The organism is Hyphomicrobium sp. LHD-15 (assembly GCF_031157355.1).
Lineage (GTDB): Bacteria > Pseudomonadota > Alphaproteobacteria > Rhizobiales > Hyphomicrobiaceae > Hyphomicrobium_C.
The window spans coordinates 20897-36872 of sequence record NZ_JAVIFT010000005.1; the positions used below are offsets into that span (position 1 = coordinate 20897).

Sequence of the window (15976 nt, forward strand, 5' to 3'; positions counted from 1 at the left end):
TTCACCAATCCAACAACGTCATCCCGGCGGAGGCCGGAATCCAGACACGTCACCACTTTGATGTGGTTGCTGGCGTGGATGGCCGCCTGCGCGGCCAGGACGTCGATTAGAACGGAAAGCAGCGGTTTCAAAGCGACGGTATAGGACGCCCAGCACCGGAGGTCCAGACAACCGGCGTTAAGTCTCGGCGGCATTCCCCGCGGCATCCTTCGCCGCCTGCTGCCTCTCGACCCAGGCGACCGCCAGGATCGAAAGCTCGTAGAGCAGCACCGTCGGCAGCGCCATGATGACCATGCTGAGCGCGTCCGGCGGCGTCAAAATCGCAGCCACAGCGAAAATCCCGACGATGGCGAAGCGCCGCCCGCTGCGAAGCGTCGCCGAGGTCACGATGCCGGCCCGCGCGAGCAGCGTCAGCACCACCGGAAGCTGGAACATCAGCCCGAACCCGAAGATCAGCGTCATGATCAGCGAGAGATATTCGGAGACCTTGGGCATCAGCTCGATGGTGGCGGGACCGGCTTCGCTCGCCGAATGCGCAAGCCCCATCGAGAACTTGATCAGGATCGGCATCGCCAGGAAGTAGACGACCGCCGCGCCGAGCACGAAGAAGAACGGCGTCGCGATAAGGTACGGCAGGAACGCGTGCCGCTCGTTCTTGTAGAGACCGGGCGCGACGAACTTGTAGATCTGGGTCGCGATCACCGGAAACGACAGGAACGCCGCGCCAAACATCGCGAGTTTCAAATGCGTGAAAATCTGCTCGAGGAAGTGCGTCGCGATGAGGCGCACGTGATCGCTGCCCGAGGCCCACACGTAAGGCCACACCAGCACCTCGTAGATGTGGCGCGCAATCGTGAAGCAGAGGATGAACATCGCGAAGAACGCGACGGCCGCATAAATCAGCCGCTGGCGTAGCTCGATCAGATGATCGAGCAGCGGAGCCTTCGATGAGTCGATGTCGTCCTGCCCCGGACGCGGCAAGCTCTCTTGCATCAGACCGGCCTCGATGTGGTATCGAGCGGCGCATCCGCCGGCCGGCTCGCCTCGGTTTCACCAGTACTCGCGGCCTCGCCCGAAGAGGGAGACGCCGGGCTCGCGCTTTCTCCCGCACTCGCTGCCACGCTGGCCACGGCCGGGGGCGCCGCCGCTTCGTTCTCGGTCTTTGGAGGGGTGGGTTGCGGCAGGGCGTCGGCCTCGACTTTCGTCGCCGCCTTGATCTCGTTCACGGAGCGCGTCGCATCGTTGAGCGACGCCTTCACGCCATCGCTGACCGCCTGGACTTCCTTCTTGAGCTGATCCATTTCCGCTTCGCGCATCGCCTGATCGAATACGGCGCGAAACTCGTTGGCCTGGCGGCGGACGATGCCGGCGTAACGGCCGAGCGTGCCGAGAAAGCGCGGCAGTTCCTTTGGCCCCACGAAGATCAACGTGACCAGGCCAAGGATCAGAAGCTCGCTCCAACTGACATCGAACATCTGAAAGTCCAGATTAACTCGAAAGGCCCCGGCTACGGCCCACCCGGCCGCCAGGACTGATCAGCCCAAGAAAGGCAAAACGCGCGTGGGCTCACGAAGCGCGCCACGCAGAACGGAGAGCCAGCGCACGGCGCCGGGCATCAGCCCGCTTTCGACCGGTCGCGCTCGGCGGCTTGGGCTGCTGCGGAATTGTCGATGACCTTGGGATCGACGGGGGCAGTCGGCTCGTCCTCGGAGAGCCCCTTCTTGAAGCTCTTGATGCCCTTCGCCACGTCGCCCATCAGATCGGAGATCTTGTTCCGGCCAAACAGCAGGACCACCACGACCAGAAGCAACAGCAGATGGGTCGCACTCAACCCCATGAAACGCCTCCTCTCGACCAAGGTCGCGCGAGATCGGCTAGATCGGCGCGCAGCACCTCAAGTCATGCAACGGTTTCGAAACGTAGCCACCGAAGAACGTTCGATTTTCCGGCACGCTACGCCCGAGCGGCATTCTAAGCCACTCGCTAAAAGGTGGCGCACTATTGCAGAAACACCACCCCCCCGCAAGCAGGCCGCATTTCCGAAATATGAATTAATATATTGAGTTTCAATAGACTTTATCGTCGCTCGAAGGAAAAACCAGAGCTTGGGCTGGGTCGATCAAGACCTTGACCTCACTCCCCTCCTCGATCCCTGCGCCCGCGCTGGTGCGAATGTTGAGCGGGGCTTCGAAACCCTCGACCAAAACTTCGCAGCGCACGGCGTCGCCTAGGAACTTCGCCGTCTTCACCCGCCCCACGAGACCGCCACCGTTCGCGCGCCCGTTCGCTCCGGCAGCCGCCAAATCCATCCCCCGCTCGCGCAGGCAAAGCGTGACTGTCTCACCCTCCGCGGCGCCTGGCGCCGCCAGCGATCCGATCGGCGTCGCGATGCGCCCCCCGGACACCCGGTAGGCAACCTCGTTGATTTCCGAGAAGAGACGCGCGACGAACAGCGCCGCCGGTCGCAGATAGAGCTCCTGCGCACGGCCGGTCTGCACGAGTTTGCCCGCCCGCATCACCGCGATCCGATCGCCGAGGCGCATCGCCTCTTCCGGATGATGCGTGACGATCATCGTCGTCGCCCTAGCTTCGCGTAGCAGCGCCAGCGTTTCTTCCTGCATGGCGTCGCGCAACTGCACGTCGAGACCGGAAAACGGCTCGTCCATCAGCATCACCGCCGGACGCGGAACGATCGCCCGCGCCAGCGCAACGCGCTGCTGCTGTCCACCCGAAAGAATGTGCGGATATTGCTCCCCGTACCGTTCGAGCCCAACGCGAGCGAGGATGCGAAGCGCCGCCCGCCGCGCCTCCTCGCGCGAAAGCGCCTTGAGGCCGAACGCGACATTTTCGAGAATGGTGAGATGCGGAAACAGCGCGAAGTCCTGGAACATCAGGCCCACGCCGCGATCTTCCGGCTGCACGAACCGCCCCGGCCCCGCCACCTCGACGTCGTTGATCAGAATGCGCCCGCCGGTCGGCCGTTCGATGCCGGCCGCAAGCCGAAGCAACGTCGTCTTTCCGCATCCCGAGGGCCCGAGCAGGCAGACCACCTCGCCCGGAGCGATGTCGAGCGAAAGGCCGTCGACCGCCTTCTGCTCGCCGTAGCTTTTTTCGATGGCGTCGAACACCACGCGCGCGGCGACGTCCGGCACACGCATCGCCGGTCCGCCCCCTGGCCTGTCATCGGCGACGGCGGAGCTGAAGGGATTGCTGAAAGGCCAATTGACCACGCGACCTACGACCTTGAACGTGCAGCGTCCCTTGCCCAGGGCGTGTCGGGCCTCATGGCCCGAACGCGGCTAGACCATGATCGCTTCGCGCTCTAAGGGGCGTGCGTAAGTTGACTTTCTCAGTTCGGCTTACCTTCGCCGTCGTCCTGGGGCAAGTCACGATCGGAGGCGGTGTCGATGCCCCGATCCTCGCCGGCCTCGTCGAGACCCTCTTCCGCGTCGGTATCCTCGGCGGACGGCTCCTCTTCCGCTCCGTCTTCCAGCGGCAATTCGTCCGGCATGAGCGCCGCGACCATAGCCGGATCGGGTACGGTAAAGCCTGGCGGCAGGTGCCCATCGAGCAAGCCCTGAGCCTTGAGATCGGCAAGCCCGGGCAGATCCTTGACGCCATCGAGCCCGAAATGGGCAAGGAAGCTATCGGTCGTGCCGTAGGTCAGCGGCTTGCCCGGCGCGCGGCGCCGTCCGCGTGGACGAATCCAGCCTGCTTCCATCAGGATGTCGAGCGTACCCGCCGACGTCGTCACGCCGCGGATCTCCTCGATCTCGGCACGCGTCACCGGCTGATGGTAAGCGATAATCGCCAGTGTCTCGAGCGCAGCCCGCGACAGGCGTCGCTCCTCGACCGACTGGCGTTCGAGCAGATAGCCGAGATCTTCCGCCGTGCGGAACACCCACTTGCCCGCCACGCGAACGAGGTTCACGCCGCGTACTGCGTAGGCGGCCTTGAGATCCGACAGCACGCTCGCGATGTCGCTGCCGTGACGCAAATGCTTCCGAAGCCACTCTTCATCGAGCGGCGTCGAGGAGGCGAACAGCAACGCCTCGACGATGCGCAAATCCTCGAGCCGCTGCTCGGGCGAAAGGGCCGTGCCGGCTTCGACCGCCTCGGCCTCGGACAAGGCGCGCGCCAGCTCGACAGCCTCCTGGGCCTCGGGCTCGTCGTCCCGTTCGAGGTCGCTTTCGACCCCGTCCCGGCTCACCAGTCTCAGCTTCGGCGGAACCATATCGCCATCCCTGTTTCAATCGAACGCCCGGGGTGTCCCGGTCATCTCGCCGTTACGCACCAAGCCTCACGCGCCCGACGCCTGCGACCCGCCCTGTATGACTTCCAGCCGCTGCCATTCGGCACCGGCCTCGCATTTGCGCATGTAGATCGGAGCGAACGGCTCGTCCTGACGCAGCTCGATCACGCCTTCGCGCGCCATTTCGAGCGTCGCACCAAACGAGCTTGCGACAACCGTTTTGTCTTCTTCGGCGGTCGCGAGATAGGTCTTGAGGCAGGTCTCAAGCTCCACCCAGTCGCCGACGGCATGGCCGACGAGAACTTCGAGCTTGGTACGCGCCTGCTTGATCGACCACACGCGCCGCGCCTTGACGACATGCGTGACCTTGATCGTGCGCCGGCGCAGTTCGCCGTACGCTTTGAGAAGATCGTATATTTCGGCCGTCCAGCGCACTTCGGTGGTCGTCACCGCCTGCTCCGGCATGCCGCGCTGGAAAACATCCTGATCGAGGCGCTTGCGCGTCATCAGCTCGCCCATCGCGCGGCGCATGGCCTCGAGGCGCATGAGGCGGAACGAGAGCTTTTGCGCCATCTCCTCGGCGGAGAGCTCGTCGGCGTGCTTTTCTTCGCGCGGCAGAATGAGCCGAGACTTGAGGAACGTCAGCCACGCCGCCATCACCAGATAGTCGGCCGCGATCTCGATCTTGAGCCGCTGCGCTTCCGATATGTAGGTGAGGTACTGATCGACCAGCGCCAGGATCGAAATCTTCGAAATGTCGACCTTGTGCGTGCGCGCCAGCGCCAACAGCAAATCGAGCGGCCCCTCGAAGCCCGCCACGTCCACGATGAGCGCTTCCGAAGCCGAGGGCGCAAGATCGCCGTCCGGGGCTTCCCAGCCCGGCTCGCCTCCACCCATCTGCGCTGCGTCGTCGGTCATCGTTCCCGCCCGGAAGCTTTGAAAAGCGCACTGGCCATCAAACACGCCAGCTTCGCACAGGCCTACCGGTGCTTATCTGGAATCTTAACGCCAGATTACACTGATTCAGGGTGCCGTCTGCCGGTTCCAAGCACGAAGGCCAATTGTGCCTCTGCCCGAGCCGAATCATAGGGCTCGTTCCGGCCGCAGACGGCGGCGGCTGCGCGGAATCGCCTCAGGGCATCTCCCGAAAGCGCCGGGACCTCGGCGGCGATCTGCTCCATCTCGGCCAGCACGCCGTTGCAATGGAGCGCGAGATCCGATCCCGCCGCAAGAACGCCCTTCGTGCGCTCGGCAAAGCTGCCCGAAAGCGCCTTCATGCTGAGATCGTCGCTCATCAACAGGCCATCGAAACCGATCTCGCCGCGAATGATGTCCTGGGTCACGCGCCGCGACGTGCTCGCCGGATTGGCGGCATCGATCGCGGTGAACACCACATGCGCCGTCATCGCCGCCGGCATGTCTGATAAGGCTTTGAACGGCGCGAAATCGGTGTCCGTCAGCAGCGCATGCGTCTCCGTCACCACCGGCAGTTCGTGATGGCTGTCCTTGGTCGCGCGGCCATGACCGGGAATATGCTTGATGACCGGCAGCACGCCGCCCGCCATGAACCCTTCGGCGACGGCGCGCGCCAGAGCCGCCACCTGCACCGGCTCGCGGCCGTAGGCACGATCGCCGATGACGTCATGAGCCCCCGCCACCGGAACGTCGAGCACCGGCGCGCAATCCGTGTTGATGCCGAGGCTCTTGAGATCGTCGGAAAGCAGCCTGGCCGCGAGAAAGGCCGCTTCCCGCGCACCGGCCGGATCACCGGCATAGAGCTGCGCGTATTGATCGGCTGCAGGCAACGCGCGGCCGAGAGGCGGGCGAAGCCGCTGCACGCGTCCGCCCTCCTGATCGATCAGCACCAGGAACTCGTCGCTGCCGACAGCACTCCGCACGTCCCCGACGAGGCGGCGGATCTGGTCATGACTGATGCAATTGCGCGCGAAAAGAATGAGCCCGGCCGGACGCGCAGATCTGAGAAAGCGGGCCTCGTCAGGCGCAAGCGTCTCGCCCAGAACGCCGATGATGAACGCGTTTGTCATTGTGCCGTGCTTAAGCTCGCGTCAGTAAGCCGTGACCCAGCACCCGCTGTAGCCCTCGGCCTTGAGCTGCGTGCAAACCGAGCTTGCGGCATCGCGCGAGCCGGGCGGCCCAACGAGCAGGCGATGATACGTCCCCTTCTCGCCGAGGTTCGCTTCCTGAACATCCGGCGTCTTGTTCTGCAGGATGGTTCCGTACTTCTGCTGCATGTCGGCAAACTGCTTCAGCGCATCGATGCGGCTGCTGCCGGAGGCCGGTACCGAAGCGAGCACTGCCACGTAGCCTGCGCCCGTCGGACGCGGTCCCGTCACCACCGGATCGGCGGCGGCCACGCGCTCTTTTTTCGGCGGCGTCACAGTCGCTTTCGTCTGCACGGCGGCCGGCGTCGAAGAGTCCGCACTCGCGATCAGATTGGTGGGCTTCTTCGGCTGTTGCTTCTCAGGCGGCGCGACGACGATCGGCCGCTCGGCGTTGGAGGCAGCCGCCATTTGGACAGGCGGCGCCGAAGCTTGTTGCTGCTGCTGGACGCTCGGCCCGGCCGGCCGGTTGGGCGAAGGCCCGCCACCACCCAGTCCGTCGATCACCGTCAAACCGGGAACCGCAACAACGGCGCGTGTCTGCTCTTCGGGTGCCGCGGCAGCCGGCGGCTGGATCGAGCCGTCACGTCCGACGACGACGACCGGCACCTTGCGCACACCATTGCCCGTGTCGGCATCGGCGGAGGTTTCTCCCTCGCCGAGGCGGCCCATGATCTTGCTGTCGGCATGGGCGAACTGTTTGCCGCCGGGCTCCGATGGCTTCACCTTCGAGGGGCCAGCCGCACCTTTTACCAGCGGCGTCGGACCGCTGCTGCCCGACCCCATGATGCTGCTGTAGGCGAACGTCAGCGCGCCGCCGACGATCACCGTCGACGCAACGAGCACCGCAACCTTCTTCCAGCTGGAGCGCGGCGGCTCCTCTTCGTATTGATCGTCTTCGGCATAGCTCTGATCGAACGAGGCGTGCTGTTGCTGCCCGTTCGCGTAGCCCTGATGCGCGAGCGCGGGATCCATCTGCGGATCGCCGTACATGTCGCCGCCCCACTGGGCCTGCGCGCCCATCGCGCCATTGCCGTGGCTGCCATTGGCCAAACCGGGATTCGCATAGCCGTGGCCGTCGTAATCGCGCGGATCGAGCGTCAAGCCTTGCGCGCCGCCTAGCCCCTGCCCGTTCCACTGATCGGCGAGCGGGCTTTGCGGCGCATAGCCGTTGCCTGACGCAGGAGATGCGTAGCCGCCCGCATACTGCGAATTCTGCGGCTGCAGCGAGGGCTGCGCGCCATAAGAACCGAACGACGGCGCTTGCGGAGCGGGCGCAGCGGATTTGGCGCCGTAAGCCGCAGGAGCCGGAGCGGCAGGTTGAGCACCGTACCCATAGGCGCCGTTCGCGCCGTACGGATCGCCGGCGTTACCAAACTGCTCGAAAGCCGGCTGCGGTTGCGGCGGCGTTTGCCGCTGGCCAAACGAAGGCTGGCCGCCCGCTGGCTGCGGCGCGGTGTACCCGGCAAGCCCATAAGGATCGGCGACAGGCTGCTGCACGGGCTGCTGATAGCCGTAGCCGTCGGGCCGCAGCGCTGCATAGGGATCGTGGTGAGCGGTGGGCTCGGCGCCGTAGCCCTGGTCGGCATAACCGGAACCGGCTGGACGACCACCGGTGCGCGGCGCACCTGGCTGAGGCCAGCCCTCGGGCTCGGATTGGGGCGGATAGGCGTAACCCTGCTGCTGCCCGGCACCCGCCGGACGACCCTGCGAATGCGGCACCTGGTTTGGCGGCACCTGATGCGGCAGAGGATTGCTATACCGTGTCATCTGTCGGGACCCCTCGTCGCACATCCCAAGCGGCGCCCCGCGCTCGTCTTGGGTTAACGTCCTTTCGGCGGAACTGTAGCGCCGGCGGAATTTTCCCGCCAACGCAATTCCGATCTCTACCCCGCAGCAAACCGGCCCTCGTGAACCTTGCTTGGCACCCCGAACCGATCATCGGTTCGAGGCAAACCAGTTAGCCCACACCTCTAAGCCCCTTTGCCGGATAGAGCGTCCGAATCAGGACTCTAGCGCATCGCCTCCGGCGCTCCGACACCGAGCACCGTCAGACCTGAGGATAACACGTGCTGCAGTGCTGCAATGAGCGCGCACCGAGCCGCTGTTAACGCGCGATTGTCGGCCTGGATAACTCGCAATTGTGGCAAATCATTGCCTCGCGTCCAATGGCCGTGAAAAGCGGAAGCCAAATCATAGAGATAGAAGGCGACCCGGTGCGGCTCGTGGGCCCGCGCCGCGCCTTCGATCAGGCTCGGATAGAACGAGGCCTTCTTAACCAAATCGAGTTCACCCGCGTCCGTCAGCAGGGAAAGGTCAGCAACCACCTTGCCGCCCTCGGCAAACGCGAGTCCGGGAAATGTCTCGCGGGCGTTGCGCAGCACCGAGGCCGCGCGCGCATGTGCGTACTGCACGTAGAACACCGGGTTGTCCTTCGACTGCTCCGTCACCTTGGCGAAGTCGAAATCGAGCTGCTCGAGCTCTTTCCGGTAGAGCATCATGAAGCGCACCGGATCGCGCCCCACCTCATCCACAACGTCGCGCAGCGTCACGAACGTGCCCGCCCGCTTGCTCATCTTGAAAGGTTCGCCGTTTTTGAACAGCTTGACGAGGTTGACGACCTTGATGTCGAGATCGGCGCTGCCGCCCGTTGTGTGCCAGTGCTTGAGCTTGCCCTTGGCGTCGCGCTCCACCGCGCCGCCAGTGAAAGCCGCCACCGTCGCCAGCATGCGCGGGATGTAGCCGATGTGATCGGCACCGAACACGTTGATGAGATGGCGATAGCCGCGGCCGAGCTTGTCGTAGTGATAGGCGACGTCGCCGGCAAAATAGGTGTAGCTGCCGTCCGACTTCATCAACGCGCGATCGGCTTCGTCGCCGAACTCGGACGATTTGAAGAGCGTCTGCTCGCGATCTTCCCATTCCTCGTCGTCGTGGCCCTTAGGCTTCTCGAGCCGGCCCTCGTAGATGAGGCCGCGCGCGCGCAAGTCCGCGACCGCAGCTTGAACCTTGTCGGTTCCGCCCTTGGTAAGGGAAGCCTCCGAAAAGAACACGTCGTGCTTGATGTTGAGTGCGGCGAGATCGTCCTTGATCATCGGCATGATCTGATCGATCGCGAACGTGCGCACGTCAGCGAGCCATGCACTCTCGGGCTGGCCGACGAGTGAGTTGCCCTTTGCTTTCGCGAGCGCTTCGCCGACCGGCTTCAGATATTCGCCCGGGTAAAGGCCTGCCGGAATCTCGCCGATGTCCTCGCCCAGCGCCTCGCGGTAGCGCAAGAAAACCGAGCGCGCGAGCACGTCCACCTGCCCGCCCGCATCGTTGATGTAGTACTCGCGCGTGACGTCGTAGCCGGCAAACTGCAGCAGGTTCGCAACCGCATCTCCGAACACCGCGCCACGGCAATGGCCGACATGCATCGGTCCGGTCGGATTGGCCGACACGTACTCGACGTTGGTACGCTCTCCGGCGCCGATGCTGGACGCGCCGTAGCGCGCGCCCGCGCCGAGGATCGTACCGATCACTGCATGCCAGAACGCAGGCTTCATCCTGAGATTGAGAAACCCGGGACCGGCGACCTCGACCGAAAGAATATCGGGATCGGCCTTGAGCGCGGCCGCGAGCGCGTCCGCGATGTCGCGGGGCTTGAGCTTGGCCGCCTTCGCCAGCACCATCGCCGCGTTGCAGGCGAGATCGCCGTGCGATGGATCGCGCGGGTGCTCGACGGCGACGTTGCCGAAATCGAGCCCCTCGGGAAGCACGTCTTGCTTCTGCAGCCCGGCCAGTGCGTCGAGAACCTTGGACTCGACTTCTGCGAACACGTTCATGAACCTGCGTCCTCGGAAACGGCGATCTTGCCCCGCTACCACCTCAAGGGTGTGCGCCTCTGCTTCGCCTCATGCGCGGAAATTACTGGCCCGGCTATCGTAATTCCGGCGTCGCGTCAAACAGACGGCGGTGCTGGTCGATGGCGTAGCGGTCGGTCATACCGGCCACGAAATCGGCAATCACCCGCGCCCGAGCCCGTTCGGACAGCCCCTCCTGGGCCGCCCGCCAGGCCTCCGGAAGCGCGCTCGGATCGGATAAATAGCGCCCGAACAGCGCCGCCACGATCGCCTGCGCCTCGTCCATGACATGCATGACCCGCTGGCTGCGATAGACCCGTTGCATGAGAAACGCCTTGAGATCGCGGATGTCGGCGGTCATCCGGGCCGAGAACGACACCGTCGCCTGTCCGGCGCCGCGCACGTCGTCCGGCGAGAGCGGAGCGAGCACCTCGAGCCTCGCCCGGCTTTCCTGCACCACGTCCTGAATGAGCCGCGTGATCATCCGCCGCGTCACCTCGTAAGTGAGCCGCCCGCGCTCGCCCGGACGCGCCACCGAAGGCAAGCCCGCGACGATCTCGCCGGCGAGCGGCGCCCCGGAAAGGTCGTCGAGCGTAAGCAGCCCCGCGCGCAAGCCATCGTCGATGTCGTGGCTGACATAGGCAATGTCGTCGGCGAGCGCCGCCGCCTGGGCTTCGCCCGACGCCCAGCGCGCAGGATCGAGGCTCTGCCAGGGTTCAAGCTTTGCGATCACCTTGCGAACAGGCTCATGCTCTTCGCCCACGATCGGACCGTTGTGTTTGGCGAGCCCTTCGAGCGCCTCCCACGTCAGATTGAGTCCGTCGAATGCGAGATATTTCCGCTCCAACGCCATCACAACCCGCAGGCTCTGCGCATTGTGATCGAACCCGCCGAAGTCGGCCATCAGCCGGTCGAGCGCTCGTTCACCCGCATGCCCGAACGGGGGATGCCCGAGGTCGTGCGCCAGCGCCAGGGCTTCCGCGAGATCCTCGTCGAGCCGCAGCTGACGCGACATCGTGCGCGCGATCTGCGCCACCTCCAGGCTGTGCGTCAGCCGGGTCCTGTAGTGATCGCCCTCGTGGTAGACGAACACCTGCGTCTTGTGGATCAGCCGACGGAAGGCCGTCGAATGCAGGATGCGGTCGCGGTCGCGCTGGAAGGGGCTTCGGGTCGGACAGTCGGCCTCCGCGAATCGCCGCCCGCGCGACGGCACGGCGCTCGCCGCATACGGCGCCGGCGCTCGCGCCCCGGGGGCCAGTTCGGCCCCGTAAGCGGTTTCGCGCCCCAAAGCGGCTGTTTTCGACGTCCCCATGGCGATCCAGAACCCCTGCGGCTCCGTTTACAGCAGTAACAGGCCGAGGCAAGCCATTTGACTTACATCAGCCGGCTACTATCTTTCTCCAAGCTTTATACGCCGGAGACCGGCTCGAAGGCCCCTTATTCCGCCTCCAACGACGGCGAGAGCATGACAGAGAACCTAGCACTAGAGACCCGCGTGACGCTGACCGACCGCGCCGCGCACCGCATCGAGGAAATCGTGGCCGACGAGCCCGCAGGCACCATGCTGCGCATTTCCGTCGAGGGCGGCGGCTGCTCCGGCTTCCAGTACAAGTTCGATCTCGTCGATTCCGTCGCCAGCGATGACGTGATCATCGAGAAGAGCGCCGCCAAGGTGCTGATCGATCCGGTCTCGATCGAATACCTGTCCGGCTCCGAGATCGACTTCGTCGACGATCTAATGGGCGCCTCGTTCAAAATCCAGAATCCGAACGCGACCGCCTCCTGCGGCTGCGGCACCAGCTTCGCACTCTGAGTTTCGCCCGCCTGCTGCCCTCTGCCTCCTGCTTGAGCCCATGAAAATCACCACCTGGAACATCAACGGCATCAAGGCCCGTATCGAAGGCGCGCTCGCCTACGTTCGCGAAGCCAAGCCCGACGTGTTGTGTCTGCAGGAGATCAAGTCCGTCGACGAGGGCTTCCCGGTCGAAGCTTTCACCGATCTCGGCTATCAGGTTGCGACCCACGGGCAGAAGGGCTTCAACGGCGTCGCACTCTTGTCGCTGTTTCCGCTCGAAGACATTTCGCGCGGCCTGCCGGGCGACGACGCGGACATCCAATCACGCTTCATCGAGGCGACGGTAACCGAAGGCGATCTCTCGGTGCGCGTCGCGTCGATCTATCTGCCGAACGGCAATCCGCTTGGCACCGAGAAGTTTCCCTACAAGCTCGCCTGGATGGCGCGCCTCGAAGCCCATGCCCGTGCACTGCTCGAAAGCGAGATGCCGGTCGTGCTGGCCGGCGATTTCAACGTCATCCCCGAACCCGCCGACGCCAAGCGTCCTGCCGCCTGGGTCAACGACGCGTTGTTCCAGCCCGAAACCCGCTCCGCGTTTCGCAAGATCGAGAACCTCGGCTACCAGGATGCCGTGCGCGCCTGCCATCCGGAACCGGGCGTCTATACGTTCTGGGACTATCAAGCCGGCGCCTGGCAGAAGGACGATGGCATCCGCATCGACTTCCAGCTCTTGTCACCACAGGCGACCGATCGGTTGTCGGCCGCCGGCGTAGACCGTTTCACGCGCGGATGGGAGAAGCCCTCCGATCACGCGCCGGTGTGGGCAACCTTCGCCTGAGATTCGAGATCCCGTCGGCATGGACGCGCTTCGAACTTTATAGGTCCGAAGCGCGAATGCTTTAGCGCGTATAGCCGAGTGGCTGTTCCTTCGGCGCGGCCGCCGGAGCGTTGACGTCACGCATCTTGGGAAGGTCTCCCGAAGCGGTGCCATAGTTGAAGCTCCGCACCGCCGGAACCTGCGGAGAGGCGAGTTCGGCCTTCGGCGCGATCACATCGACGACCTCGCCGTTCTTGCAGGTGCGCACCGGGCCGACCGTGAGCTGCGCAAGCCCGCTGCGATCCCGCTGCTCGGTCGGCTTGCGGCCGTACCTGTTGCCCCACTGGGCAACGATGCCGGTGGCCTGACGCCGAGTTCCCTCGGCAGCCCCGCAGAAGATGTTCTGGTAGATGTCCTCGATCCACATCGCATCCTGCGGAGGAGCGTTGTCGACCGCAACCGCGATCAGCGCCAGCGCACGCGCCGGATCCGGCTCCACGTGCTTGCCGCGCCAGAGCAGATCGGCGAAGAAAGCCTGCGCGCCCGCATGTCCGTTCTGGCTCAGAACCGACAGCCAATGCCGGCCGAGCGCCACGTTGGTCTCGACGCCTTCGCCCTTGAGCTGCAGCTTGGCGAGTTCGAACTGGGCGTCTTCGTCGTTGAAGGTGGTGGAGGCGTTCTTGAGATAGAACACCGCGCGCTCCGCATCCGGTGCGAGGCCGATCTCCGGCAAGCCGCGCAGCACGTAGCCAGCGAGAGCCGTCAAGGCCTTGCCGACATACTGCGCCCGAGGATCATCCGGGTCCGCATCGAGATGCTCGTCCGCGATCTTTTCGAACAGCGCGTACGCTTTGGCGTGGTCGGTGTAAGCCCCGGTGCTGTCCTGGTAGATCTTCGCGAGATAGTAGCTCGCGATGAATTCACCATTCTTCGCCGCGTAATCGAGCGCCGGCATGGCAAGTTCGTAGTAACCGCCCTGATAGGCACTGACGCCTTGTCGAAGCGCTTCGCGCGACGAGCTGAACGTCGCCGTTTGTGCGAGCGCGATTGCCGGCGCCAGCATCATCATTACAAAACCGAGAACGAGCCTAGATGTCCGCATAGCAAACAATTTCCGCTTTCCCGCCTTCGTGGGTGACGGCCCCGTAACGAGCCGACCCGACCTGGTTCGCAAATTTTCTAAGTGCCCCGCTCTGATAGGGATTGGCGGGGGCCGTCCACGCTTTACGCCGACGCTCGAACTCGGCCGGCTCGACCTCGACGTCGAGTTGGCCGGTTTCCGTGTCGATAACGATGATGTCGCCGTCCTTGATGAGACCGATCGGTCCGCCGAGCACCGCCTCCGGTCCGACATGGCCGATGCAAAGGCCGCGCGTCGCACCCGAGAAGCGCCCATCGGTGATGAGCGCGACCTTGTCCCCGGAGCCTTGACCGTAAAGCGCTGCCGTCGTCGACAGCATCTCGCGCATACCGGGGCCGCCCTTGGGACCCTCGTAACGGATCACGAGAACCTCGCCGTCCTTGTAATCGCGTGCTTCGACCGCGCGGAACGCATCCTCTTCGCAATCGAAGCAGCGCGCCGGACCGCGGAACTGCAGCATCTTGAGACCGGCAACCTTCACGATCGCGCCATCGGGTGCAAGCGTGCCCTTGAGGCCCACGACACCGCCCGTCGGGCTGATCGGATTGGAGACCGGATAGATGATTTTCTGCTCGGTATTGAACGTCACGGTCGAGAGGTTCTCGGCCATCGTCTTGCCGGTTACCGTCAGGCAATCGCCATGCAGGAAGCCGCCCTCGTGGAGCGACTTCAGGATCTGAGGCACGCCGCCGATATCGAACACGTCCTTGGCCACGTACTTGCCGCCGGGCTTGAGGTCGGCGATGTAAGGCGTGCGCTTGAAGATCTCGGCGACGTCGAACAGATCGAAATCGATGCCGCATTCGTTGGCCATCGCCGGCAGATGCAGTGCGCCGTTGGTCGATCCGCCGGTCGCGGCGACCACCGTCGCGGCGTTCTCGAACGCCTTGCGCGTGCAGATGTCGCGCGGACGGATGCCGAGCGCGATCAGCTTCATCACCGCTTTACCGCTCTCGACCGCATATTCGTCGCGGCTCTCGAACGGCGCGGGAGCTCCCGCCGATCCCGGCAGCGCAAGGCCTATCGCCTCGGAAACGCACGCCATCGTGTTGGCGGTGAACTGGCCGCCGCATGCGCCCGCGCTCGGGCAGGCGACGCATTCCAATTGATGCAGGTCGTCATCGCTCATGCGGCCGGCCGAGTGCATGCCGACGCCCTCGAACACGTCCTGGATCGTGACGTCCTGGCCTTTGAATTTGCCGGGCAGAATGGAACCGCCGTACATGAAAACGGAGGGCACGTTGAGGCGCAGCATGGCCATCATGGTGCCGGGCAGGCTCTTGTCGCAGCCTGCGATGCCGACGATCGCGTCATAGCTGTGGCCGCGCATCGTCAACTCGATGCTGTCGGCGATCACCTCGCGCGAGACCAGCGACGACTTCATGCCCTGGTGTCCCATGGCGATGCCGTCGGTCACGGAAATGGTGCAGAATTCACGCGGCGTGCCGCCGCTCTCCTTCACGCCCGCCTTGGCGGACTGGGCCTGGCGCTGCAGCGCGATGTTGCAAGGAGCGGCTTCGTTCCAGCAGGACACGACGCCGACGAACGGACGATGGATCTCTTCTTCGGTAAGTCCCATGGCATAGTAGTAGGACCGGTGAGGCGCACGCGACGCACCTTCCGTGACATGCCGGCTCGGCAACTTCGACTTATCGAACGTCCTCGCGTCCATCCACTCACTTCCAATCGCGCTTACATCACCAACGGACTGTCGTACTTTGTGCGTACGACACCGCCAGTCACGAGCCGGAAACAATGGTCTGCCAGTAGGCCGCTTCGGAAAAAATGCGCGGAGAACCGTCCGGCAATTGGACGTTCCCGCTGGTTCCGAACCTGAAGCCCCCGCTGCTTCCGTTCTCTCCAAGAATTCGTCGCTCTTATTTGTGGCCCAAACGAGGCACGTAGGCCCGGATTTCGTGGCCCTCGTGCAACAACCCCCGTCTGAGACCTCCTGTTTCGGGACGATCCGAACAACGTTGCAAAGCGACCACAGTTAACGCTGACCA

At 64.4% G+C, this 15976-nt stretch carries 14 protein-coding genes; 2 read left to right on the forward strand and 12 right to left on the reverse strand.

Annotation, left to right across the window (positions count from 1 at the left end; all coding sequences use genetic code 11):
- Positions 1 to 177: 177 nt before the first annotated feature.
- The 10 genes from tatC to RCO24_RS14960 form a co-directional block, all read right to left on the reverse strand.
- Positions 178 to 993: a twin-arginine translocase subunit TatC gene (gene tatC / locus RCO24_RS14915; protein ID WP_308963230.1), complete on the reverse strand. Its 816-nt coding sequence runs from the start codon at positions 991 to 993 to the stop codon at positions 178 to 180.
- The gene (tatB, locus tag RCO24_RS14920; protein ID WP_308963232.1) at positions 993 to 1475 is read right to left on the reverse strand and encodes a Sec-independent protein translocase protein TatB; all 483 of its coding nucleotides are present in this window, start codon (positions 1473 to 1475) and stop codon (positions 993 to 995) included. The genes tatC and tatB overlap by 1 nt, the downstream gene beginning before the upstream one ends.
- Positions 1476 to 1615: 140 nt before the next feature.
- Positions 1616 to 1837, reverse strand: coding sequence for a twin-arginine translocase TatA/TatE family subunit (gene tatA, locus RCO24_RS14925; RefSeq protein WP_308963234.1), 222 nt, complete (start codon positions 1835 to 1837; stop codon positions 1616 to 1618).
- A 229-nt stretch (positions 1838 to 2066) separates the two neighbouring features.
- Positions 2067 to 3158, reverse strand: coding sequence for an ABC transporter ATP-binding protein (locus tag RCO24_RS14930; protein ID WP_308963236.1), 1092 nt, complete (start codon positions 3156 to 3158; stop codon positions 2067 to 2069).
- 191 nt (positions 3159 to 3349) lie between these two features.
- On the reverse strand, positions 3350 to 4234 hold the full coding sequence (scpB, locus tag RCO24_RS14935; RefSeq protein WP_308963237.1) for an SMC-Scp complex subunit ScpB: 885 nt from the start codon (positions 4232 to 4234) through the stop codon (positions 3350 to 3352).
- A gap of 66 nt (positions 4235 to 4300) precedes the next feature.
- Positions 4301 to 5170: a ScpA family protein gene (locus RCO24_RS14940; protein WP_308963239.1), complete on the reverse strand. Its 870-nt coding sequence runs from the start codon at positions 5168 to 5170 to the stop codon at positions 4301 to 4303.
- 95 nt (positions 5171 to 5265) lie between these two features.
- The gene (gene nagZ / locus RCO24_RS14945) at positions 5266 to 6297 is read right to left on the reverse strand and encodes a beta-N-acetylhexosaminidase (RefSeq protein WP_308963241.1); all 1032 of its coding nucleotides are present in this window, start codon (positions 6295 to 6297) and stop codon (positions 5266 to 5268) included.
- 21 nt (positions 6298 to 6318) lie between these two features.
- A complete protein-coding gene (locus RCO24_RS14950; protein WP_308963242.1) occupies positions 6319 to 8142 on the reverse strand; it encodes an SPOR domain-containing protein in 1824 nt (607 codons plus the stop codon).
- 242 nt (positions 8143 to 8384) lie between these two features.
- Positions 8385 to 10199 (reverse strand): arginine--tRNA ligase, encoded by a 1815-nt coding sequence (gene argS / locus RCO24_RS14955; protein ID WP_308963244.1) that lies wholly within the window; start codon positions 10197 to 10199, stop codon positions 8385 to 8387.
- 94 nt (positions 10200 to 10293) lie between these two features.
- A complete protein-coding gene (locus tag RCO24_RS14960; protein ID WP_308963245.1) occupies positions 10294 to 11529 on the reverse strand; it encodes a deoxyguanosinetriphosphate triphosphohydrolase in 1236 nt (411 codons plus the stop codon).
- A gap of 153 nt (positions 11530 to 11682) precedes the next feature.
- Between RCO24_RS14960 and erpA the strand changes: the two genes are divergently transcribed.
- Entirely contained in the window at positions 11683 to 12030 is a 348-nt protein-coding gene (erpA, locus tag RCO24_RS14965; RefSeq protein ID WP_308963247.1) for an iron-sulfur cluster insertion protein ErpA, read from the forward strand.
- Positions 12031 to 12070: 40 nt separating this feature from the next.
- Positions 12071 to 12850: an exodeoxyribonuclease III gene (gene xth, locus RCO24_RS14970; RefSeq protein WP_308963249.1), complete on the forward strand. Its 780-nt coding sequence runs from the start codon at positions 12071 to 12073 to the stop codon at positions 12848 to 12850.
- A 61-nt stretch (positions 12851 to 12911) separates the two neighbouring features.
- On the opposite strand, the gene RCO24_RS14975 is transcribed toward xth, so the two are convergent.
- Positions 12912 to 13931 carry a tetratricopeptide repeat protein gene (locus tag RCO24_RS14975; RefSeq protein WP_308963251.1) on the reverse strand — a complete coding sequence of 340 codons (1020 nt, stop codon included), beginning with the start codon at positions 13929 to 13931 and terminating at the stop codon, positions 12912 to 12914.
- The gene (gene ilvD / locus RCO24_RS14980) at positions 13918 to 15642 is read right to left on the reverse strand and encodes a dihydroxy-acid dehydratase (protein WP_308963253.1); all 1725 of its coding nucleotides are present in this window, start codon (positions 15640 to 15642) and stop codon (positions 13918 to 13920) included. Before ilvD ends, RCO24_RS14975 begins: the two co-directional genes overlap by 14 nt.
- Between the last annotated feature and the right edge of the window lie 334 nt (positions 15643 to 15976).